A 22,337-nucleotide genomic window follows, 5' to 3' on the forward strand; every position below is an offset into this window, starting at 1 on the left:
TATTATAAATTGGCATTTGAAGTCAATCATGATTTTGTTTTTTCGACACCAATTCGTTTGCCAAAATATCAAACAAACTACGCTCAGGGCAGAAGCCAAAATGGAGCTTTAACTTATCAGTCTCCGGAGACGAATGAAATTTTTAGCTGGGGCCCAAATGTTACTTCTTTATCCTATTCCGACAATCCTTCTGAATATTATCCGCAGGGAAATATTGTCAATAAAAGTTCCGGCAACGGAAATTCGGTGCAGACTTACAACCCGAATGACTTTTTTCAAAACACTCAGGACAATAAATTGTCTTTTAATACTCAAATTGAAACTCCAAAAGGAAATTCGCTAAAAATCAATTTTGGTTATAAAACAGGAAATATTGTCATTCCATCAAGTCGAAATAACGAAATTACAACTTCATTAAAATATTTTAGAAACGTTTCGAGAAACGGAAAAATTGATGCCCTTTTATCTTATAACGATTATGAAAACAATCTGTCGAATGCTAATTTTGGTGTCAATAAAATCATTTTTGCCAATGCGATAACGCCAGTTCATTTTGATAATCAATTGGCTTCAACTCTGTCAAATGGTTTACAGAGAAGCTATTCTGCCAATGAAAATAACCCGTATTATTTGATGCAGCATAATTTAGATAAAAATAAAAGCAAAACCCTCTCATTCAATTTAAATCATATTTATTCGGGTGGTAATGATTATAATACTGTGAATGCCAATTTTCAATCATCAGAAATTCGCAATACAAATGGTCAGGGTTTTTATTTTGCAGGAATCAATGCTCCTAATTTCGACAAGAGATTTGAAGGTTTTAAAACTCTTTCGGTTTCTGATCTTTACAAACACAATTTTGGGTATCAGAGGTTTATTGAATCCAAAATCGATTTTAGATTCCAGCAAAGAGATCTGGAACGTACCTATTTTTCAGGATTTGCTTTGCCGGCAGATTTTCCGGATAATAGTGCCTCGCAAACCAGTCTTGATGTACTACAGAAAAGATTTGAAATGTTTTACAGTTTAAATGGTTCTTATGTTTTTCAACATTTTCCGGGTCGTTATGATGAAGTTGTTCTTAAAGCCAACACCAATTTAAATTATTCATCAACCGTAAAAAATGATTTTCTGTTTAATTATTTCGCTTCCGCAGAAGTGAGAAAAATATTTGATACACCTATTTTCTTTACGATCAGTTATGGTTTGACCCAGACAGAGCCTTCATTACAAAATAATAATCTAAATTTTAATTCTTTACAATATCAGACTAGTCAATTTAATCAGCTTAAAAATAATTTGGAACTTCTTACTCCCAATAATGCAATTGCTACAAAAGAGGGCATTACAAATCTGCTAGTGATGTATCGATTTAATTACATGTGGAATATCAATTTGAATTATTATTTTAAAAAAGTCCAAAATTTATACACACCTCTTTTTAATGCAAATGCTGTTGTTTGGTCTCCGGATGTAAATTACAAACAAAACGGATTTGAATTTGAAATCGAAAAAATGAGATACGGTAACCGACATTTTGATTATAGCTTTAATTTGAATTTTACTTATTATAAAAATGAGGTAACGAGCCTTAATAATAATCAAACCCGACTTCCGTTTGCAGGTTTTGCCGATGTGAACAAAAATTATATTGTGGGCCAGCCGCTGGGCGTTATTGTTGGAAATGGTTATTTAAGAGATCAAAATCAAAATGTAATTATTGATAATGACGGTTTTCCGATGGTAGATCCTCAACAGAAAATTTTAGGAGATCCAAATCCTGATTTTGTGGTTGGTTTTTATAATACTTTTAAATATCAAGATTTTAGTTTAAGTCTTTCTTTCGACTGGAGTCAGGGTGGACAACTCTGGAACGGAACCCAGCAAACTTTAAATTATTATGGAAAATCGGCCCTGACCGAAGAGCAAAGAAATGTAACCAATTATGTTTTTAATGGCGTTACACCATCAGGCTCTGCCAATACGAAACCCGTTTCATTTTACGACAGTAATCTTCCGGTAGAGCAAAATCGTTGGGTGCGTTATGGAGTTGCGGGCGTTACAGAAGATGCGATTGAAGATGCCAGTTATTTTAGATTGAATTCAATCAACTTAGCGTATTCAAGTCCGAACGGAATTTTTAGAGATAAGCTAAAATTTACCATTGGTATTTTTATGAATAATGCCTTTGTCGTGACAAAAAGCAAGTCGGCTTTTGGTAATAATTCAATGTTTAATTCTACAGATACCGCAGGATTAGATTATTTCAATTCGCCAATGATGAAAAGCTTTGGTTCTTCCTTAACCATAAAATTTTAAGATGATGAAAAAGATACTCTATATATTGTTTTTACTAGTAGTTAAAACTGCTGTTGCCCAAAATTTCGAAGCAGACTGGAATACGGTTTACCAAAGTTCAGTTACAGAAAAGGTTTATTTACAGCTTAATAACGTTTTGTACACGCCTGGAGAAACTGTTTTTTTTAAAGCTTTTGTAACCGAAAGCGATAACAAGCCAAGTGCATTGAGTGATTATTTGTACGTTGATCTTTTTCAGGGTAATAAAAAATTGATCAGTCAATTTTATGTTATTGAAAACGGAAGTGTGGCTGGTTCTTATACCCTTCCTGCCGATGGAATTTCTGGTTTGTATACGATAAAAGCCTATACTAAAATTCAAAATGCACTTTCTGAAAACATTTTTACGAAGACCTTTTTTGTGCAAAAAGTAGTTGCTCCAAGAATTTTGATGACTTTGGATTTTAAGAAAAAAGCATACGGAAAAGGAGAAGTTTGCCAGGCAGATTTCGAACTTAAAAATCTGGAAAATCTACCTATTAGAAATTATGCTTTTAAATATGATGTTTTTATAGCCGGAAAAAAAATAGATTCTCTTCAGGCCAAAACTGATGATTTTGGAAAAGCCATTATTCAATTTAAACTTCCTGAAAATTTAACTTCAAACGACGGAATTTTGAATGTACTGCTGGATTATGATAATGTCAAAGAATCGGTAACGCGTTCGATTCCGATTAATTTGAATTTTATTGACTTGCAATTTTTACCCGAAAGTGGCAATTTAGTTTTGAATGAAGCATCTTCTTTATTTTTTATCGCTAAAAATGAATTTGGTTTTCCGATGGATATTGCCGGTTATATTGAAGATGAAAAAGGAAATAAAATGACCGATTTTAAAAGCATTCACGACGGAATGGGGAATGTGATGCTGAAATCTGAAGAAAATAAAAACTATTTTGCAGTTGTCACTTCTCCTTTTGCATCCAAAGAAAAAATTGCGCTGCCAAAAGCCGAGCAAAATGTTTTTGTTATCAATGCGAAAAAGAATCCTGAAAAACTTGCATTACAAATCTATGCTCCATTAGCAATTGACGCGAATATTCTGGTTCGAAATACAGCAAAAATTCATCAAAAAATCAATTTAAATTTAAAACAAGGCTGGAATTCATTAGATATTAATACAAAAAACTTTCCTGTTGGAATTCACTCATTTTCGTTAGTGGTTGAAAATAAAATTGTAGCAGAAAGACTCGTTTTCCTGAACTGTCAGGATGGATTGAAAATCGAAATTAAAACTGATAAAGAAACCTATTTGCCAAGAGAAAAAGTAAAAGTTTCGATCGTCACAAAAGATAAAAACAATGCTCCAATTCCGTCAAATCTTTCTGTTTCAGTATTAGATTCAAAATTGCTTACTTATATCGATGATAAACAGGATAATATTTTATCGTGGCTTTTTCTTGGTTTTGAACTAAAAGGCAAAATATTCGAACCAAGATTTTATTTTGATGATAATAAGAAAATTGAAAATAGAGAAGAAGCTATCGATTTGCTTTTAAACACGCATGGCTGGAGAAAATACGATCAAAAGAATCTTCAAAAATTAATCTCGGAATTTAAAAATAATAGACCCGAAAAAACGCCTGTAATCGAAGGTTTTATAACCAGTTATGAAAATAAGGGTTTTGCTAAAAAAGTATTGCTTTTTACAGATAACGGAAAAGTGTATGAAACAAAAAGCAATTCAAGCGGTTATTTTAAGTTTAATAAAATTCCTTTTTCAAATTTAGCATGTGTGGTTGTAGAGAGTAGAAAATCAGCAAAATATAAGATAACACATTCGTTTTCTGGTCTGGCTGATTTTATTAAAATGAAAGACACACTTTCAAATACAACGACCTTAAATATCGATTACAAACCTGTAGAAAAAAGAGAAACTCTCGCTGAAAATGGTCAGGTAAGAGGAAACTCAGTTTCATTAGATTCAGATTCTGCTGCATTATCAGAAGTAATCGTAATGGGGTATGGTACAACCACCAGGAAAATGGTTTCAGGATCAATTACCTATCTAACTTCGAGAGATCTTACCAATAGTTCGTTAAGTGGAAGAGTAGCGGGGATTCAGATAACAGAATCTTCGGGACAGGCGGGTGCATCAGATAAAATTATCATTAGAGGCATGAGTTCAATTTACGGCAGCAGAGCAGGATCGCAACCCTTAATTGTTGTTGACGGAATTCCGTATGCCAACAATGAGAATTCATCTGTTTTTGGTAATTTATCAGTCAATTCAATCGAATCGATTGTGTTTTTAAAAGATGCCTCAGCAACCGCAATTTATGGCTCAAGCGGTGCCTATGGTGTAATTGTAGTCACTACCAAAAACAAATTATTGCAAGGCAATACGCTTTTAGGAGCCCGCTATCATTATTCTTTTGAGTATATAAATAAGCTTGGTAAAAATATACTAAATGTAGCCGAAAGTTTTTATGCTCCAAAATACAAATCGACAATTGTAGAAGAAAAAACGGATTTTAGAAGTTGTATTTACTGGAATGCCATTGTTCAAACCGACAATAGAGGACAAGCTGATTTTGAATTTTATACTTCTGATGATAATACCTCTTTCAAAATTATGGCGGAAGGAACTTCTTATAAAGGAGATCTGGGGAAATCTGAAGCTTCATTTGCTGTGAAAGAATTAATTCAGAGCGATGTGAAAATTCCTCTTTTTGCCTCAGAGCAGGATGTGATTTTGTTGCCTCTTTGGCTAAAAAATAATTCAGGTAAGAACATAAAGTTAGAATACAAAGTTGATTTTCCAAAAAATAAAAATGAGATTTCAGAAAGTGCGTTTATTGAGCTAAAACCAAATGAATCTAAAACCGTTAATATAAAATTAATTGCAGAGAAAGTCGGTAAAAATCTTCCTTTGGAAATTACTTTAAGTGGAGAAAATTATACAACCAAAATCAAAAAAATAATTGACATTTATGCAAAAGGATTTCCTGCAAACATTGACATTTCAGGATCGAAATCTAAAAGCATCGATTTTGTATTGAGAGATGTAATACCCAATTCGATGAGTGTTGATTTCAAATTATTTTACAATCCGTTTAGTTCTATTTTTGATGGTCTGGAAAGTATGATGAGAGAACCTTATGGCTGTTTTGAACAAGTTTCATCTTCTAATTATCCGAATATTATGGTTATGCAATTGTCAAAATTTAAGAATACAGCACCGGAATTTAAACAGCGTGCGCTGCAATTTTTAGAAAATGGCTATCAAAAACTTAAAAATTACGAATCAAAAGACGGAGGTTTTGAATGGTACGGCGGAAATCCCGGAAATGAAGCTCTAACGGCCTATGGTTTATTACAGTTTAATGAAATGAAAGAATTCATTAATGTAGATCAAAAATTAATCGGGCGATCAATGGATTGGTTGAATTCCAGAAAAGATGATAAAGGCGGGTTTAAACAAAATCCCGGAAAGTATGGTTTTTCAGGAATAAAGAAAGAAGTAAACAACGCTTATATTGTGTATGTTTTGTCTGAAATGGGTAATAAGGATATTGAAAAACAATATCAGACCGCTTTAGAAGAAGGATTAAAAAGCAAAGATCTTTATCGAATGGAATTATTGGCGTTGGCAGCATTCAATTTGAATAAAATGGAGGATTACAAGTCATTAATGACGCTCATTAAAGCAGAAGTAAAGAAACAAGCGCTGAAGAATTTAAAAGCAGAACAATCGGTTATCAATAGTTATGGAAGATCGATGAATGTCGAGATTGCTTCATTGTATGCACTTGCTTTATTAAAAGAGAAGAAAATCGCAGATGATGTTGTTGAAATTATAGATTACATACAATCTGCCAAAACTTCTTACGGATTTGGTTCTACACAAGCAACGGCTTTGGCTTTGAAAGCAGTTACTGAATTCAATAAAATTTATGTGAATAATAATGTCATGAAAATTGCGACAATGGATTTAAATAATCAACCAATCGATTTGACTGTAAAAGATAAAGAAGGAAACGTAATTTTAAAAGAATTAAAGGTGAAAGAAGGAACAAATAACTTTTCGATTCAAATTCAGGAAGAAAGTGGTATTCCTTATTCGTTTAATGTTCAGTACAATACCTATACACCCAATAATGCTGTGGCATGCAAATTATTTTTAACTACAAAAGCAGTAATAAATAAAGTAAAAGTTAGCGAAACAGTTCGGGTAGAAATTGAAATTCAGAATAAAACTACCAGTGAAATATCAAACCCAATTGCAAGAATTGGAATTCCCGGCGGATTAACTCCTGAGCCGTGGCAATTAAAAGAACTGGTAGAAAAGAATGCAGTAGATTATTATGAAATTTTCGACAATGAGCTTGTATTTTATTTCAGAAAATTAAACGGAAAAGAAATCCGAAAAATCAATGTCGATTTTAAAGCCATTGTTCCCGGAAGTTATAAAGGAGTCGCTTCTTCGGCTTATTTGTATTATGAAAAAGAACATAAAAACTGGAATCAGGGATTGGAGATAGAAGTGTTGCCTTGATTTAAATGATCCTAACAGGTTTTAAAACCTGTTAGGTGTTTTTGTTACTACTATAATCAAAATTCTTTCCCTTTATAATAATTCACCATCAAATCGATAAATTTACTATAACTGTCCATTCCGTCTTTTTGATTGTTTGTTTTTAAAAAAGTATCATAAAAAGCATGAAAACCTTCGTCAATAAAAGTGTCGTATTGTTTCCAGAAATCCTGACTTTCCTGATAGTTTTTTAAGATTCCAACATGAACTGTTTTCTTTAATTCATTGAAAATTTTCTCATTTTTAAACTGCCAGATTCCCAAACAATAACGCAAAACAAAACTGTAACCGGCATACTGATAATATAGATTTTCGTTTTTAACAGAAGCCAAAACACCAATAAAATTGCATTCACTTTCGCTCGCAAATCCCATTTGGTGTGCCATTTCATGATTTGCTGTTAGGGGAAAAGTATACATCGGCAACAAATCATTAACCTGTGCTTCATTCGTAAACGGATTCAAATATCCGCCAAAACCCATATAAGTTAAAGGTACGCTGAAAAGTGATTTTTTAACGCTTGGAATTTCATACTTAAAAAAGGAATGTTCTTTGGCCAGATTGTTATAACCGTTCAGATTCATTCTGAAAACTTCTGCCTGCGAATACGGAAAAACGATTTTTAAGCTATCATTTTTAGTAATCTGAAACTGGATTTTATTGGTTTTTACTATAAGTTTTTTGGTAAAAGCTAATAATTCAGCATCGGTATATTCTCTCTGAATTTTCATTTTTTCAAAAAGAGGTTCGCGGTAATAATTGAAAGCCCACAGCAAATGAAAGAAAAAGTAAAAAACAGAAAGAACACTTAAAGTCTTTAGGAGATTATCTTTCCATTGTAGTTTCCAGGTTTTACGTACTTTCCAAAACCATCTAATCAATAATAAGATTAAAATGGAATAGATAACATCACCAACTGAAAAAGGAATTTTACCTAAAATGATTCTCGAAAAATGAGAGATTTTTATATATAATGTGTTGCTGTAAAATCGTTCGATAAACTCTGGAAAGAAGGGTAGTATCTTTAAGATGATGATTTGAATTAAGAGGAATAAAGGAAGGATGTATTTTCTTCTCACAATTTTGCTTTTGGTATAAAAATAATAATTAATATAGTAGTTCGCTTTCTTTTTTTGTAAATTTGTTACTTATAACAAGGGAAAAATGACACAAATCACTTTAAATATTCCAGATAATGAATTGTCATTCTTTATGCAGTTAATAGAAAAATTTAATTATGAAACCGTAATTAATGAATTTTCTGTTACCGAAGAAATGAAAAATTTATTAGATGAAAGAAGATCAACATCAAAAGTTGAAGATTTTCTTCCGTGGAATGAAGCGAAAAAACAATTGCGTTTTAAATCTGGAAAATGATTTTTGAAGTTGTAATTGAGCCAAGAGCAATTCTTGATATACAAGATGCAATTGATTATTATGAATCTAAACAAATTGGATTGGGTGACTATTTTTATCAGGTAATTGATGAGCATATAAAAACATTAACCAAAAATCCTTTCTTTCAAATCAGATACAAAGATTATCATGGTTTGCCTACGAAAAAATTCCCGTTTATTATTCTTTATTTCATTGATGAAAAATTGATGACTATTTATATTTTATCAGTTTTTAATACAGCACTTAATCCTTCTAAGTATCCTAAGTAAGATCCAAATACAATATTGATTGATAAAAAAAGTTGGCCACGAATTCCACGAACTTTCACTAACTATTAGATTATAATTTTACAAAACAAGATAGTATTGGTGAAATTGTATTTTAATTTCAATAAGATTATTGCTAATTCGTGAAATTCGTGGCGAAAAAAAATATAAACTTTGTAACTTTGGAACTCTTAATTGTTAAACTTCAAACAAAATATAATGAGTCAGGAAATAAGAAATCTGGAACCAAAAGCACTTTGGAATAAATTCGCCGATTTAAACGAAGTTCCGCGTCCGTCAAAGAAAGAAGAACGCGTAATCGAGTTTATGAAAAACTTCGGAAACAGCTTAGGTTTAGAAACTTTTGAAGACGATATACGAAATGTAATCATCAGAAAACCGGCAACTCCGGGAATGGAAAATCGCAAAGCAATCGTTATGCAGGGACATCTTGATATGGTGCACCAAAAAAATGCAGATACAGTTTTTGATTTCGATACACAAGGAATAGACATGTATGTTGATGGCGACTGGGTTCGTGCGCGCGGTACAACACTTGGTGCTGACAATGGGTTAGGTGTAGCTACAATTATGGCAATTCTGGAAAGCAAAGATATTCCGCATCCTGCAATCGAAGCTTTGTTTACTATTGATGAAGAAACCGGAATGACAGGAGCTTTAAATTTAAAAGGAGGAATTCTTCAGGGACAGATTCTTTTGAATTTAGATACAGAAGAAGATGATGAAATTGATATTGGCTGCGCCGGTGGAATCGATGTAACGGCTACAAGAAGCTATAATGAAGAAGAAGTTCCGGAAGGATCAGTTGGACACATTATTACCGTAAAAGGACTTAATGGAGGTCATTCAGGAATGGATATTCATAAAGGTTTAGGGAATGCTAATAAAATTATGAACCGTTTGTTATTTGATGCTTTTGAAAACTTTGGTTTACAAGTGGCTGAAATTAACGGAGGAAGTTTAAGAAATGCAATTCCGAGAGAAAGCGTTGCAAAAGTGATTATTTCTGAAATGTTTGATGAGGCGTATATTTTTGACATGCAGGAAATCATCAATGATATAAAAGCAGAATATAAAACAACGGAACCAAATCTTACTATCGAAATCGTAAAATGCGATTTGCCTGAAAAAATAATGGATTTAGGTGTTCAGGAAGGAATTATTAGAGCGATTTATGCTGCACATAATGGTGTTTACAGAATGAGTGCTGATATGGCTGATTTGGTTGAAACATCAAATAATATCGCAAGAGTGATTGTAAAAGATGGTGAAATTTCAATTGGTTGTTTGACACGTTCGTCTGTTGAAACTTCAAAATTCGATTTGGCTAATGCATTGCGTTCTGCTTTTGAATTAGTAGGTTGTGAAGTTGAACTTTCTGGTTCTTATCCGGGATGGACACCAAATGTAAATTCTGAAATACTGGATACTTTGGTTGGAATCTACGAAAAACAAAATGGTGAAAAGCCAAAAGTGGTAGCTTGTCACGCTGGTTTAGAATGTGGAATTTTAGGAACAAATTATCCTGATATGGATATGATTTCTTTTGGACCAACCATTCACGGTGCACATTCACCTGATGAAAGAGCAAGTATTTCTTCGGCTCAAAAATATTGGAAATTTGTATTAGAAATTCTTTCTAATATTCCGGTTAAATAAAGTAATCAGTTTTCAGTCACAGTTTTCAGTTTCTCATTGAGACTGAAAACTGCGACTGCGACTGAAAATTAATCTCTCTTAGGACTATTTTTCTTTTCTCTTTTTTCTTCTTTCTTTTCCTTAGCCGTTTTTAGCGGTTCTTTTTTTGCTGTTTTTTTAGCATCCTGACTCTTAGCCATAATATCTTGATTTAGTTTGTATTATTTATTTTAATAGTAAATGTAAGGTTTTTAAAATCCTAAAGGCAAAAAAAAATCCCCAATTTTTTTAATTGAGGATTTGAGTTTGAGAAAGTATTGATTATTATGTTTTGGTTTTATCGCAGGTTGTTATAAAATTAAGTCTGGTTTTCGGATTTGTCATGCGAGTGAGATCGAACAGGTAAAGCAAATTTTCTAAATATAAAACCATCCTTAAATTCAGTTTAAAATCCAAATCTCGCCAAACGGCTGTTATACCATGTTTTTCTTAATTTCTCTTTCATATTCGGTGTTAAAACCAAGGTAACTAATATCATTTAGTTTTATAATTTCGTTTTCACTCCAATTGGAATCTTCATCAATTAAATGTAATTCAACGGAATCATTTGTTACCCATAATATTTTACCAACAAAAAATGAATCTTCATTATCATAGGTGAAAATTGAAACTACTTCGGATACTAAGCTTTTCAATGATTTCTCTAAATCTGTAAAGTCATTCAAATTAATATTAGCTAATAAACTTTCTGAATTGTCATTTTTCAATTCTGCATAATCTTCTTCTTCCCAAGTTCTATATTTTTCGATGTCATTATTTTTCACAATAGTAAATCCGTCAAACTTTTTGTTTTCTTCATCAAAATTAAGGAGCATAACTATTTCAGAATTTGCTACGACACACTTTCCCGTGTAAACATCATTTACAATTGGTGCAAGATCAATATCTACTATTAATCTTCTTTCTGCTATTTCTTCCATTTACAGTTATATGTTTAAAAATGTAGTATAACGTTCTGGTACTACAGAGAGTTTAGAGCTAAATTAAGCCATTTCTTTGGATTACTAAATCATCCCAAATACAAAATTATTTTTCAATTAAGCCAATTGCCCAAATCCGTTGTAGTAGCTCTTATGCATAGTGCTTTTCTAGTGTCAATATAGAAGTAATTACAGCTTTTATTATAGTTATTATAACTAATATTTGAAGAAAAGAAAACAAAGCTATTTCATAATTTAGACCTTTGATTTTTTCAGGTAGAAGTTCTTTTCCAAATACATTTTTCATATTTTGAGCACTAGATATAAAATTCAAGAAAAAGTAAGTCAACGCTAAACCAGCTATAAGCAAAATTAAATTATGGAAAAGGTTATTGAAGTTTTGTTTAAACTGTCTAAGTAATGTCAATATAAACAATGAAACTAACCAAAAGAAAAATAACATTAATCCAGCTGTCATTTGAATGTTATTGCCAAAAACGGGTATGACAAAAAGGTTTTTAGAATATGTAATTCTACTAAGAAAAGCTATTCCAAAGAACCCAATTATTAAACTCAACAATAAATATAAAAATTCAAATAGTATAGTTTTTTTCATGTTACTGTGGTTTTGCATTGTGCATAAGGTTCAGGTGTTTGTTGAGTTTGCAAGCTTTATAACTGAGTTCTTTCGGCTAAGATAAATATCTTTCGAAACTCAAACTTGAATTTATTACGAAATTTGCAATCTTGCCAAATGGCTTTTATGTGTAGTTTTTTATTATAGGTTTGGAAAAGGAAGTCTGTATGTCAACGAATATTTTTCTCCATTTATTTCGACAGCTTGTTTTTCTTTCATGTTTTTTAAAAGCTCTATAAATTCTTTATAGTATTTTTTGTCTAAATAGATACTATATAAATCTTCATTGCGTTTTACGGTTGATTCACTTTTAATGTCATTCCATTTAATATTCCATTTCAACGATTTTTCAGGTGCATAACTATATTTTGTAGCCATAACTTCAAAAGTGTTTGGTAACCATTCTATCGCTTTATTGTCTTCGAATTTGATAATCTTGTCATAAACATCAAGAAAGTCTTTTGGTGTTTCTTTTCTTGCTTGATTTTTTAAATTGCGTAATTGTCCATAAACACTTAATTGCCTTACAGGATCAAAGTTTAACAGCAAAATATTTGTTGGTTGATCAGTGGCAGTTGATGCTTCTATAAAATCCTCTTGCTTCATCAAATTGTCTGTAATTCCAAACGATTTAATTAATTTTTGAGTTGTTTCTTTGTCATTAGTTACTTCAAAATATTTTGTTTCTTTACCGACAATTTCTTATAAATGATTTGACCATTTTCGTACAAAGCAAAAGTTGGAACATCAGAGCCAATAACCATAAGCCAAGGATCTGTTTCAATAAGTGCAATTAAAGGACGCCCATATTTTTCCTTATCAGTTTGTCCGGAACAACTTGTCAATGCTAAAGCAAAGAATAATGTTAAAAAATAATTTTTCATAAATAATTTTGGTTAAAGTTGAATACGACGTTCTGATACTACAGCTGCTTCAGTAATAAATTAAGCGCATTTGACCGATTTGCCAAATCATACAAATACAAAACTATTTTCAATTAAGCCTATTGCCCAAATCCGTTGTAGTAGTTGTTAGCAAATCGTCTTTATTCAATTTTAATCATTTCTAAATCAAGTACAATTCCTTCAAGAATAGAATGACATAAAATTTCATTGCCATTAATTTTTATAATTTTTGCAGTAACAGTTTTTCCAATAAACTCTTTAGAAAATGCTTTTGTATATACCAATTCATAATTACAATCGTCTGTCCATTTAATGGTTCCTTCAGCAATCCAATTTAAACTAGAGTTTGTTTCAGTTTGGATTGAATCGTTTCTGGTGACAACCCAATATTTATATTTAGAATCTTTGTAAAGAAACTTCCCAGTTTTAAAATCAGCACATTTCTTTTCTTGTGCGGATAGTAAGCAAGTGAATAACAACAAAATTGAAAAGCTTAGTAGTTTCATTTATGATAGTTTGGTTAAGATGTTTGCTAACGTTCTCGCGCTACAAGCAGTTGGGGATTAAATTAAGCCTTATCTTCGGATTTGCCAAATCTTCCAGATACAAACCAATTTTTTCATTAAGCCTAATAACCAAATTGCTTGTAGCGTGCGTTATGCGGGGGTTATTTTGTCGAAATTACAATTGAACCGTAAATTTATCACGCTTCTGTCGGCAAATTCTAATTTTAAATTTTCGGCTTCTCATTATTTATTTTTCAACTTGAAAGTTTCGATTATATTTTCTTTTAGTCTTAATGTAATCACAGAACTTTTCCTAGCATTAATTTTATATTTAATTGTATCTGCATCATCATAAGTTACCAAGTATGTTGAAAGAATTTTTTTCGTTTCATTTTCGTATTCAACTGAATCTACAATTTTATATTTATAAATATCTTCGCTTTTGAATTCCATATTTTTAAAAAAGGCAATTTTATCTTCTCTAATGCTAATTCCAGATTGAGAATCAGAATTACTTATCCATTCGCCTTTTGGAATTAATTGCGATGCACTTAATTCTACTTTTATAGTTTTCTTTCTGTCGCAGTTGCTAAAAAATATTAATATTATTAAACAAAGTAGAATCTTCATCATAATTTTTCTTAGTTATCTCTGTTCGTAGTTTTAAAAATTGCTATTATAATTTTACGTTTCCGTTTAGATATTTTCTGCGGAAACAAATGTTTATTTTCAAATTGTTTTTATCTGCGTAATTTCAGCATAACTCCCGCATAACTTATATATAAGTCTGACAAAGTCATACATATCACCCCTAAATAGGATGGCTTTGTCTAATAATATCTGTTTTATTAAAAATCAAATATAACATATTTGTCTTACAGATAATTAAACAGAACCTTAATATTATTGATTACTTTTCGCAGTAACGTGTGGTAGCTATAAGGTCTGCTTTTTAGTATTAGTAAAAATAAAAAACACTTTAAAATAAAAATCCCTGACCACTTAGAGTAATCAGGGATTAATTTATTAGAGAACGCTGAACTTTAATTTCGTTTCAGCACTTTATATTGTTCGTAACAACCATTAATGGCATCCATAATCTGTAAATCATTTGCTGATTGTATAAAGGCTTCAGAATAATTACAACGCTGTAAAATTTCAGGAATTTCGTCTTTGCTAATGCCTAATAATACTGAGACAGTTTCGCGATCGTATTTAGATTCTAACAGATTTCGAACAGTATCATCTTTTCTCATTTCCTTTAATTTCTTGAGCTCTTTCGCATTTTTTCCAAAGAAACCATAGAGCACATCGGCAGGATTAAAAATAGATCCCAATACTTTTCCAAAAGCATTCGGAGAATATTCACCCGCTTCATAACCTTGTGTAAGGCCTGAAATGCTATAGCGATAGTTTTCTTTAGTCGGAATTAATTTCGAATCGACTTCGAGGTATCCTGTTAAACTAAAAGGGGCAATGATAACTTCTTCAAGAGCAATTGCTTTTTCAGTAAGCTGAATTCGGGTTACTTTATTTTTTATCCAGTCATTTGTTACCCTGATTCTCAGAGATTGAAAACCTAAAATCGAAAAGTGAATCGTATCGTTTAGCTGAACATCTATCTCAAAATATCCTTTGGCATCAGATTTTGCACCACGTACTTTATTGGTGTTGATAATATTAACATTAGCAAGTGGTTGTTTACTATTATCATTGATAATATAACCAGATACTCTTTGGGGTACTGTAGACTCAGTGTCTTGAGCAAAACCAATTGTAGAAAGGAGTGTAAAAAAGAAAACGGCGAAATATTTCATATCCTGATTTAAAGCTCTAAAAGTACTAAATAGGGATTAAATATTTTGCAGTCTTCGGATATAATTATCAGAAAATTAACAAAGGTTAGGGTGTTGCTTTTTAATATTGGCTAAAAGTAAATAGATGATTCAGATTAAATTGTTTTGAATTACAAAAGTCATTAATTCAGAGGATGTTTTAGTATTGGTTTTTACTCTTAAATTTTTACGGTGATTTTCTACTGTTGAATAAGAGATAAATAATGCCCTGGCAATTTCAGGGGTTTTCAATCCCTTAGCCATTAAACCAATTATATCACGCTCTCTTTTTGTAATTGAAGGCAAATTCGTAGCAATCATATTTTTAGTCTCCATGAGTACATTAAAATAATGATAGGATTTATTACTATAGTCGCTTATGGTAAGTAATGGCGATTTGATATTTCCTAAGTGGGACAAATCTGTAATTAAGATAAGAGCACTCTCAACTCGTTCTGTAATATAAAAAGCAGGAAATTGTATTAAAACCCAACGGTATTGGTGCTCAGCATTCATAAATCTGCCATAAATATTGAATTTTAAAAATTCTCTGTTTGCTGATTTCTCAATTGTTTCAAATGCAATTTGTATAGCTGATAATATATAATGGCGATCATCAGGATGAACCATATTAGCTAAATCCTCAAGACTAATATTTTTCCAATCTGTAGTAGTGTAATGTGAATAGGGAGTAAGTTGTCCAATATTATCACTTGTTGCAATCATTCCCATTGTCAAATTGCTCGGAACAAACCAAAAATAGGGACCAATAGCAAAACTATCTATTTTATCTATAAAATGTTTGAAATATTCCATATAATCAACGGGGGTATCGTTTTTATTCACAGCTATTTTTTTTGTAAAATCTGCTACAGAAAGAGGTTTTATAAATTTTGAATTCATAATTTTTACCGGATTGATATAAAATTAGTAGTTTTCTACTATTACATAAGACTTATTTAAAAGATAAATTTGATTTTGCAATATTAGGAATTAAAATTTTCTAAATATCTGATTTTTAGAATAAAAGAAATAATTAATCAATCTTATTTGTATAACGATCAAAATTTAAATGTGATGAAAACCATGAAAAAACTTTCGATATTAATAATTATTTTTTGCACAATATCCTGCAGTAATGATAATTCTTCAAAGGATGAGGAAAGCAAGGCTGCCATAAAAGATATCTATGTATGCGGATACGAAAAGAAAAGCAATACAGGGGGATTTATAGCAACTGTCTGGAAAAATGGCGTTGCTACGAGTTTAACGGATGGTACTAACAATGCAGTGGCAAATGATGTTGCCGTATCAGGTAATGATATTTATGTAGTGGGTTTTCAAGAGGATGCCAACGGAGTTCAAACGGCAAGATTATGGAAGAATGGTACGCAGGCAAGTTTGGCTAGTACACCGGGAAGTCTGGCAAATAAAGTGGTAGTAAATGGAGACGATGTGTATATACTTGGTAGGGCAATTGAAAATAATTCATATGTGCAAAAAATATGGAAAAATGGAATCCTCTCAACATTGCAAGGTGATAGAAGAAGCATTGTAGTAAATAACAATAATGTGTACACTGTGGGGATTCAGGACGATCGTGCTAGATTTTGGACAAATGAAGCAGGTTCTAATTTGACAAATGGAGATTCCTATTCAGCTGCACATGATATTGAAGTAAAAGGCAATGATGTTTATATCGTTGGTGTTGAAGTAGTAAATAAGATTTCTGTTGCCAAATTATGGAAAAATGGAATCGCTTCTAATTTGAGTGATGGAAAATTTACTAATGTGGCGATTAACATTTCAGTAGTAGGGAATGATGTTTATGTTTTGGGTTATGAAAATAATCTGGTCACTAGCTATAAAGTATGGAAAAATGGAGAAGTGATTTGGAAGGAAAATTTTTCATCAAATGATTTGAAAGCAGTAGGACAGGATTTTTATCTGCTTAATAATACTGGTCAGACCGCAAAAATAGTAAAAAATGGTGTTCTGGAAAATTTGAGTTCAGCCCTTAGTTCCAGTGCAAATGCACTTTTTATCACAACTATTTAATTTTGAAAAACTTAATATTTTACTATAAAAAAATCCCAAATTCCAATTATGTCTGGAATTTGGGATTTTATATTTAAGATATTGACTTATTAGTCTCTTCTTGGTCTTCTTGGTCTTGGTGCATCACCAAAGCTTTCAGAACGTCTTGGAGCTCTGTCTGAACTACCTTCACTTCTTGGAGCTGAGCTTCTAAAGCCACCTTCTCTTTTTGGAGCAGATGAGTTTCTGTCGCTTCTGAAACCACCTTCTCTAGGAGCAGAACTTCTGTCGCTTCTGAAACCTCCGCCACCAGAACCTTCACGTCTTGGTCCGAAACTTCCACCGCCAGAACCTTCACGTCTTGGAGCAGAACTACGTCCTCCACCGCCACCGCTGCGTCCGTTATGGTCACGTCTTCCGCCACCATCATTTTTAGAAATTTCAACATTAATACGACGTCCTTCTAATTGTACGTTGTTTAATACTTCCATTACTTTTTCAGTGTGCTCAGGATCAGTGTTAAAGAAAGAGAAACCTTCTTTTACATCTACTTTGAAAACGTCATCACGACCTAAGTCTAATGTTTCTTTCAGATAATCTTTAAGAGACATCCAGTCGAAGTTGTCTCTTGAACCGATGTTAACAAAATAACGAACTGCTCCGTTATTATTGAATTCTCTTGGCTCAGAATCACTTCTTTCACGTCTTTCTCCAGATTGAGTAGAGATATCTCTGTTCTTTTTGTAGTAAGCAATAAAACGGTTAAATTCTACAGATACCATTTTTTTAATCAATTCTTCTTTAGATAAATCTTCAAGAACATTGTTGATTGCTGGTAAATAGTTGTCAATTTCGTGATCAACTTCAGTATCTTTAATTTTTGTTGCTAAGTGCAACAATTGAATTTCGCAAATTTCGATTCCAGATGGAATTACTTTTTCTTCAAATTTTTGTTTGATGATTCTTTCGATAGAAGAAATTTTACGCAACTCACTTTTTGTAACAATTACAATAGAAGTTCCTAATTTTCCAGCTCTACCAGTACGTCCAGAACGGTGATTGTAAGTTTCAATCTCGTCAGGAAGTTGGTAATTTACTACGTGAGTAATATTATCAACGTCAATACCACGCGCAGCAACGTCAGTAGCAACAAGCATCTGAATTTGTCTTCCACGGAAAGATTTCATTACACCATCACGTTGCGCCTGAGATAAATCTCCGTGCAATGCAGCAGCGCTGTATCCATCTTCAATTAATTTTTCAGCTACAGCTTGTGTATCTCTTTTAGTACGACAGAAAACCACAGAAAAAATATCTGGATTTGCATCGGCCAAACGTTTTAAAGCTTCATAACGGTCACGTGCATTTACTAAGTAAAATTCGTGAGAAACTGTTGCAGAACCTGAGTTCTTAGCTCCAACAGTAATTTCAACCGGGTCGCTCATGAATTGTTTTGCAATTCTGGCAACCTCTTGTGGCATAGTTGCAGAGAACAACCATGTACTTTTTTGATCTGGAGTATCTGATAAAATAGATACGATGTCTTCATAGAATCCCATGTTCAACATCTCATCAGCCTCATCAAGAATACAGTAATCTATATTTTTAATGTTAACCAAACCTCTGTTGATCATGTCTTGCATTCTTCCCGGAGTAGCCACAATAATTTGTGCTCCTCTTTTAATGTCCCTAGCTTGCTCTGTAATACTAGCCCCGCCGTAAACTGCTACCACATTAATACCTTTCTCGTATTTTGCGTAGTTTTTAAGTTCGTTGGTAATCTGTAAACAAAGTTCTCGTGTTGGCGATAAAACTAATGCTTGTGTATTTTTGTTGTCAGCATCAATTTTTTGAATTAGCGGAAAACCGAAAGCTGCCGTTTTCCCTGTCCCTGTCTGAGCCAACGCAACCATATCCGTGTCTTTTTCCAATAATAGGGGAATCGCTTTTTCCTGTACTTCTGACGGATTCTCAAATCCTAGATCTAAAATCGCCTTCAGTAACGATTCATTCAATCCTAATTGTTCAAATTTATTCATATATGTATTTAAAATAGGGTGCAAAATTACTGTTAATTATTCAGATAAACTAATGCTATTTTAAGAATTATGTATTTGTTATGATTTGATTATCAAAAAGTTATGTTTAGTGTACGATGATTTTTATTTGGCAATCCAAAAAAATCAATAAAAATACGTCGCGAAATATAAATTTTGGGCTTTAAAATGTTGTATTCTAAACAATTATTTTGCTGTGTTCAGAAAATCAATTAGTTGCTGAGTTGCTTTTGCGCGATGACTAATTTTATTTTTTACTTCTGAAGCCAGTTCAGCAAAAGTCTCAGTATAATTTTCAGGTTGAAAAATAGGATCATAACCAAAGCCATGATTTCCAGTTTTGTCGAGAATAATATTTCCTTTTGCAATTCCGGTAAATAAATGCTGTTCACCTTTTATATTTAATGCAATAACAGTCTTAAACTGAGCGCTTCGGTCTTCTTTATCCAGCAAAGCTTCCAGAAGTTTGTTCATATTATCATCGGCATTGCGTTGTTCGCCTGCATATCGCGCCGAATAAACGCCAGGTTCTCCGTTTAAAACCGTAACTTCTAAACCCGTATCATCGGCAAAACAATCATAACCGTATTTTTCAGTAACGTAGTTTGCTTTCAAAATAGCGTTTCCTTCGATTGTCTCGGCAGTTTCAGGAATTTCCTCGTGACAGCCAATTTCCTCTAAACTTAATAATTGAATAGATCCTTTTAGGATACTTTGAATTTCTTTGATTTTATTGAGATTGTTTGAAGCGAAAACCAATTGCATAGCGATGTATTTTGAGGGTGATTATTAGGAGTAATTCCAAAACACAAATTTAGAATTCTTATATTTGATAGACGACATGAAATAAAAATAAATGCAGATATCATTATTATATAAAAAAATAACCCCTTTTGTTAAGCCTTACAAAAAGATGGTTATAGCTACTTTACTGCTTACTTTTTTAGGATCGTTTGCTGCTCAGGTAAATGCATTAATATTAAAGTACACGGTAGATTCTATAAGTGATCTGATGGTGGCGCACGAACCTTTGTCGAAAGGGTTTCATTTATTAGGTATTATAAGTATCGTTTTACTTTCGAAAGAATTGATTTATTCTGTGGTGCAATTTGGTCAGAAATTTTATGGCGAAAAACTGCGCATCTTTATAACGCGTGACATATCTCAGGCAATCGTAGAAAAGATCCTGAGTTATCGAATGGAGTTTTATACTTCTAATGAAAATGAAAGCGGCAAACTTCAAACCAGAATCGACCTCGGAATTAGCAGTTTAACACGATTGGTCCAGAATTTTTTTATTGATATTATGCCTTTATTTGCTAATGCTTTTGTTGCTTTGGCGATAATGTTTTATGCCAATGTATATGTAGGTTTGGTGAGTTTGTGTATTATTCCCATTTATTTTTATATCAGTCAGCTGCAAGCTACTAAACTAAGTGGTTTTAGACGAAGAATGCGTAATTATCGTGAGACTAAGAACAACGGAATTATTAGTTTAATCGAGTCTATAACGGTTATAAAATCGTTTGTACGGGAACCAATGGAAGCCAACCGACATAAAGATATTCAGTTCGAAATGACCGAGAATCAGCTTGAAACCAGAAAAACCAGTTTTATTTTTGAAAGCGTAAAAGGTTTTGTAGAGCAAATAGGAGTCGTGATTATCATTATTCTAACAGCTTATTTTGTGCTCAACAACACCATGACAATTGGTGCAATCATGTTTCATATTATGTTATTTAATAATGTATCTGCGCCAATCAGGCAATTGCATCGTATTTATGATGAAGTAAATGATGCTTTGATTTATTCTGAGGGTTTCTTTGATATTTTAGAATCAGATAATGAAAAGGAAACCAGCGGCGATTATATTCCGGATAAAATAGTAGGACTTATAGAAGTTAAAAATGTAGATTTTGTGTATCCAAATGGTACAAAAGCCCTTTGGGATATTAATTTTACAATAAAACCAAATGAAACAACTGCTTTGGTGGGGTTAAGCGGTGCCGGAAAAAGCACTATTATCAATTTACTAGATAAGTTTTATTTACCGTCAAGCGGAAAAATTTATCTGGACGGAGTAGATTTAAATGATTACAATACTGACTTTCTTCGTAAAAATATTGGATTGGTATTACAGAAGAACCACATTTTTAAAGGTACAATTGCAGAGAACATCTTATACGGAAAACCCAATGCCACTAAATCTGAAATTATCGAGGCTGCCCAACAAGCTTATATTCACGAACAGGTGATGAAATTGCCAAAAGGCTATGACTCTGATGCACATTTACTTTCGGGAGGACAGCAACAGCGAATTGCAATTGCACGTTTGTTTTTAAAAAATCCGCCAATTATTTTCTTAGACGAACCAACAGCAAGTTTGGATGCAATTGCCACAGAACAAATAAAAAAATCTTTGGATGCTATCAAAAAAGACAGAACCGTAATTATTATTTCGCACAGTATTTCTCAAATTATCGATGCGGCAAACATCATTGTCTTAGAACAAGGAAGATGTGTCGAAAAAGGAACTCATGACGATTTGTATGATAATAAATCAGTGTATTATCAAATATTTACGGCAATGGCAAATAGTTTGAATATTGATAAAATTACACAAACGCTTGATTAAAGTTTGTTTCGTAAAAAGAGTCTGTCAATTAAAAAAGCTGTAAAACCACCAAAAGTATACGCCATAATATCACTCCATAAAAAACCTTGACCAAGAACATATCTTCCAAATAAAGTTTGTCTAAGCGCATTGATCCAATCAGCTTGATAGAGTTGAAAAAACTCAATTGAATAGCAAATCAACAAAGAAAAAATCAGGATTTGAGTCGCTTTTTTTTCGATCAATAGTATTTTAATGAAGACGTACATCATCACAGCATAAAGAAAATCTCCTGTACATAATGGTATTTCATCAAATTCTCTGGAGAAGATTCCAAGAAAAATAATCAATAAGAGAATGATGAAATAATAGAGTCGTTTTCTTTTCAAGTGCAGTTACGTTTAGAGCAAATTTAGATTAAATCTTTTATTTGTAGAGACTCTTGATTTCTCTTTGTCAAAGTTTTGAACTTTGACAAAGAGAAAAGAGAAGAGGAACTATTTGATTTAATGTGTTTATGTTTTGGAAATCTAGAAATCTTTGTC

General features: G+C 32.3%; 19 protein-coding genes. 7 read left to right on the forward strand and 12 right to left on the reverse strand.

Going from position 1 to position 22,337, the window contains the following annotated elements; translation table 11 throughout:
- The first annotated feature begins 9 nt into the window (after positions 1-9).
- Both FLP_RS01705 and FLP_RS01710 read left to right on the forward strand, forming a co-directional pair.
- Complete coding sequence (locus tag FLP_RS01705; RefSeq protein WP_065447781.1) at positions 10-2,322, forward strand: TonB-dependent receptor; 2,313 nt, start codon at positions 10-12, stop codon at positions 2,320-2,322.
- A 4-nt stretch (positions 2,323-2,326) separates the two neighbouring features.
- Positions 2,327-6,859, forward strand: a complete 4,533-nt coding sequence (locus FLP_RS01710; protein ID WP_165606637.1) for a TonB-dependent receptor plug domain-containing protein — start codon at positions 2,327-2,329, stop codon at positions 6,857-6,859.
- 56 nt (positions 6,860-6,915) lie between these two features.
- Here the strand turns inward: FLP_RS01710 and FLP_RS01715 are convergent, their stop codons facing one another.
- Positions 6,916-7,977: a DUF3810 domain-containing protein gene (locus FLP_RS01715; protein WP_065447783.1), complete on the reverse strand. Its 1,062-nt coding sequence runs from the start codon at positions 7,975-7,977 to the stop codon at positions 6,916-6,918.
- A gap of 85 nt (positions 7,978-8,062) precedes the next feature.
- Between FLP_RS01715 and FLP_RS01720 the strand changes: the two genes are divergently transcribed.
- From FLP_RS01720 to FLP_RS01730, 3 genes are all read left to right on the forward strand, one after another.
- Positions 8,063-8,275, forward strand: a complete 213-nt coding sequence (locus tag FLP_RS01720; protein ID WP_065447784.1) for a hypothetical protein — start codon at positions 8,063-8,065, stop codon at positions 8,273-8,275.
- On the forward strand, positions 8,272-8,565 hold the full coding sequence (locus FLP_RS01725; protein ID WP_065447785.1) for a type II toxin-antitoxin system RelE/ParE family toxin: 294 nt from the start codon (positions 8,272-8,274) through the stop codon (positions 8,563-8,565). Before FLP_RS01720 ends, FLP_RS01725 begins: the two co-directional genes overlap by 4 nt.
- A gap of 216 nt (positions 8,566-8,781) precedes the next feature.
- Positions 8,782-10,242, forward strand: coding sequence for an aminoacyl-histidine dipeptidase (locus tag FLP_RS01730; RefSeq protein ID WP_065447786.1), 1,461 nt, complete (start codon positions 8,782-8,784; stop codon positions 10,240-10,242).
- A 452-nt stretch (positions 10,243-10,694) separates the two neighbouring features.
- Here FLP_RS01730 and FLP_RS01735 read toward each other — a convergent pair whose 3' ends face one another.
- The 8 genes from FLP_RS01735 to FLP_RS01770 all read right to left on the reverse strand — a co-directional run bounded on the left by FLP_RS01735 (position 10,695) and on the right by FLP_RS01770 (position 15,987).
- Positions 10,695-11,201, reverse strand: a complete 507-nt coding sequence (locus FLP_RS01735) for a hypothetical protein (protein ID WP_065447787.1) — start codon at positions 11,199-11,201, stop codon at positions 10,695-10,697.
- Positions 11,202-11,352: 151 nt separating this feature from the next.
- Complete coding sequence (locus tag FLP_RS01740) at positions 11,353-11,817, reverse strand: hypothetical protein (protein ID WP_123921638.1); 465 nt, start codon at positions 11,815-11,817, stop codon at positions 11,353-11,355.
- Positions 11,818-11,979: 162 nt separating this feature from the next.
- Positions 11,980-12,444, reverse strand: coding sequence for a hypothetical protein (locus tag FLP_RS01745; protein WP_065447789.1), 465 nt, complete (start codon positions 12,442-12,444; stop codon positions 11,980-11,982).
- 59 nt (positions 12,445-12,503) lie between these two features.
- A complete protein-coding gene (locus FLP_RS01750) occupies positions 12,504-12,722 on the reverse strand; it encodes a hypothetical protein (RefSeq protein ID WP_065447790.1) in 219 nt (72 codons plus the stop codon).
- A gap of 161 nt (positions 12,723-12,883) precedes the next feature.
- Positions 12,884-13,249 carry a hypothetical protein gene (locus tag FLP_RS01755; RefSeq protein WP_065447791.1) on the reverse strand — a complete coding sequence of 122 codons (366 nt, stop codon included), beginning with the start codon at positions 13,247-13,249 and terminating at the stop codon, positions 12,884-12,886.
- 243 nt (positions 13,250-13,492) lie between these two features.
- Positions 13,493-13,882 (reverse strand): hypothetical protein, encoded by a 390-nt coding sequence (locus FLP_RS01760; protein ID WP_089477448.1) that lies wholly within the window; start codon positions 13,880-13,882, stop codon positions 13,493-13,495.
- A 410-nt stretch (positions 13,883-14,292) separates the two neighbouring features.
- Entirely contained in the window at positions 14,293-15,066 is a 774-nt protein-coding gene (locus FLP_RS01765; protein ID WP_065447793.1) for a carboxypeptidase-like regulatory domain-containing protein, read from the reverse strand.
- Between the two features lie 129 nt (positions 15,067-15,195).
- Entirely contained in the window at positions 15,196-15,987 is a 792-nt protein-coding gene (locus FLP_RS01770; protein ID WP_065447794.1) for a helix-turn-helix transcriptional regulator, read from the reverse strand.
- Between the two features lie 174 nt (positions 15,988-16,161).
- On the opposite strand from FLP_RS01770, the gene FLP_RS01775 reads away from it, so the two are divergent.
- On the forward strand, positions 16,162-17,142 hold the full coding sequence (locus FLP_RS01775) for a hypothetical protein (protein ID WP_065447795.1): 981 nt from the start codon (positions 16,162-16,164) through the stop codon (positions 17,140-17,142).
- A gap of 89 nt (positions 17,143-17,231) precedes the next feature.
- On the opposite strand, the gene FLP_RS01780 is transcribed toward FLP_RS01775, so the two are convergent.
- The gene (locus FLP_RS01780) at positions 17,232-19,160 is read right to left on the reverse strand and encodes a DEAD/DEAH box helicase (protein WP_065447796.1); all 1,929 of its coding nucleotides are present in this window, start codon (positions 19,158-19,160) and stop codon (positions 17,232-17,234) included.
- A 204-nt stretch (positions 19,161-19,364) separates the two neighbouring features.
- Entirely contained in the window at positions 19,365-19,943 is a 579-nt protein-coding gene (locus FLP_RS01785) for a non-canonical purine NTP diphosphatase (RefSeq protein WP_065447797.1), read from the reverse strand.
- 91 nt (positions 19,944-20,034) lie between these two features.
- Between FLP_RS01785 and FLP_RS01790 the strand changes: the two genes are divergently transcribed.
- Entirely contained in the window at positions 20,035-21,813 is a 1,779-nt protein-coding gene (locus FLP_RS01790) for an ABC transporter ATP-binding protein (protein WP_065447798.1), read from the forward strand.
- On the opposite strand, the gene FLP_RS01795 is transcribed toward FLP_RS01790, so the two are convergent.
- The gene (locus FLP_RS01795) at positions 21,810-22,181 is read right to left on the reverse strand and encodes a ribosomal maturation YjgA family protein (RefSeq protein ID WP_065447799.1); all 372 of its coding nucleotides are present in this window, start codon (positions 22,179-22,181) and stop codon (positions 21,810-21,812) included. The genes FLP_RS01790 and FLP_RS01795 overlap by 4 nt on opposite strands.
- Positions 22,182-22,337: the final 156 nt, after the last annotated feature.

Source organism: Flavobacterium piscis (genome assembly GCF_001686925.1).
Taxonomy (GTDB): Bacteria; Bacteroidota; Bacteroidia; order Flavobacteriales; family Flavobacteriaceae; genus Flavobacterium; species Flavobacterium piscis.

Bases quoted from the DNA above. Each gene is read 5' to 3' on its own strand.
- FLP_RS01710 (WP_165606637.1), top strand. From the start codon at position 2,327: ATGAAAAAGATACTCTATATATTGTTTTTACTAGTAGTTAAAACTGCT.
- FLP_RS01720 (WP_065447784.1), top strand. From the start codon at position 8,063: ATGACACAAATCACTTTAAATATTCCAGATAATGAATTGTCATTCTTT.
- FLP_RS01725 (WP_065447785.1), top strand. From the start codon at position 8,272: ATGATTTTTGAAGTTGTAATTGAGCCAAGAGCAATTCTTGATATACAA.
- FLP_RS01730 (WP_065447786.1), top strand. From the start codon at position 8,782: ATGAGTCAGGAAATAAGAAATCTGGAACCAAAAGCACTTTGGAATAAA.
- FLP_RS01735 (WP_065447787.1), bottom strand. From the start codon at position 11,201: ATGGAAGAAATAGCAGAAAGAAGATTAATAGTAGATATTGATCTTGCA.
- FLP_RS01740 (WP_123921638.1), bottom strand. From the start codon at position 11,817: ATGAAAAAAACTATACTATTTGAATTTTTATATTTATTGTTGAGTTTA.
- FLP_RS01745 (WP_065447789.1), bottom strand. From the start codon at position 12,444: ATGAAGCAAGAGGATTTTATAGAAGCATCAACTGCCACTGATCAACCA.
- FLP_RS01750 (WP_065447790.1), bottom strand. From the start codon at position 12,722: ATGAAAAATTATTTTTTAACATTATTCTTTGCTTTAGCATTGACAAGT.
- FLP_RS01755 (WP_065447791.1), bottom strand. From the start codon at position 13,249: ATGAAACTACTAAGCTTTTCAATTTTGTTGTTATTCACTTGCTTACTA.
- FLP_RS01760 (WP_089477448.1), bottom strand. From the start codon at position 13,882: ATGATGAAGATTCTACTTTGTTTAATAATATTAATATTTTTTAGCAAC.
- FLP_RS01765 (WP_065447793.1), bottom strand. From the start codon at position 15,066: ATGAAATATTTCGCCGTTTTCTTTTTTACACTCCTTTCTACAATTGGT.
- FLP_RS01770 (WP_065447794.1), bottom strand. From the start codon at position 15,987: ATGAATTCAAAATTTATAAAACCTCTTTCTGTAGCAGATTTTACAAAA.
- FLP_RS01775 (WP_065447795.1), top strand. From the start codon at position 16,162: ATGAAAACCATGAAAAAACTTTCGATATTAATAATTATTTTTTGCACA.
- FLP_RS01780 (WP_065447796.1), bottom strand. From the start codon at position 19,160: ATGAATAAATTTGAACAATTAGGATTGAATGAATCGTTACTGAAGGCG.
- FLP_RS01785 (WP_065447797.1), bottom strand. From the start codon at position 19,943: ATGCAATTGGTTTTCGCTTCAAACAATCTCAATAAAATCAAAGAAATT.
- FLP_RS01790 (WP_065447798.1), top strand. From the start codon at position 20,035: ATGCAGATATCATTATTATATAAAAAAATAACCCCTTTTGTTAAGCCT.